At 39.2% G+C, this 398-nt stretch carries 1 pseudogene; it reads left to right on the top strand.

Annotated elements, in window-relative coordinates:
• Nucleotides 1–363 (top strand): annotated as a pseudogene (locus ACEN4I_RS13510) (hypothetical protein); the annotation flags it as partial.
• Nucleotides 364–398: the final 35 nt, after the last annotated feature.

The following is a 398-nucleotide window of genomic DNA, read 5'->3' as shown; positions in this document are numbered from 1 at the left end:
TTAATGCCTCTTTATAAAAGAGGGCTTGGAGAGAATCTTAGAGGCATTGGAACATGCGAGAGTAACCATAGACCTTATAGTTACCGAGTAAAAGGACACGGGAAATACTGGTCTAAGGATGGTGTAAGAAACGTAGTTTATGTGATAGAAGGACTGAAGAACGAAACATTGGAGCATGCCATTTTAGAAGAAATGCCTGAATACAATAAGCAGCAAAGCGTTCAGTATAAAGAAGCCCTTAAAGCTGCGCATAAACAGGTTGCTCATCAATCACATGAAGGAGTACGCCACGGTTCTATTTTTCATATCAGTTCCTCTAGCAGCAGTATTGGTCGGTTAAATAAAGTGTTGAGTACAGTTTAAAGTACAACCCTCATAAAAAATGAACTACGTGAGTT

It is taken from the genome of Desemzia sp. FAM 23990 (genome assembly GCF_045528485.1).
Lineage (GTDB): Bacteria > Bacillota > Bacilli > Lactobacillales > Carnobacteriaceae > Desemzia.
The sequence above is the reverse complement of the archived record's forward strand: the minus strand, read 5'-3'. Positions and strand labels throughout refer to the sequence as shown.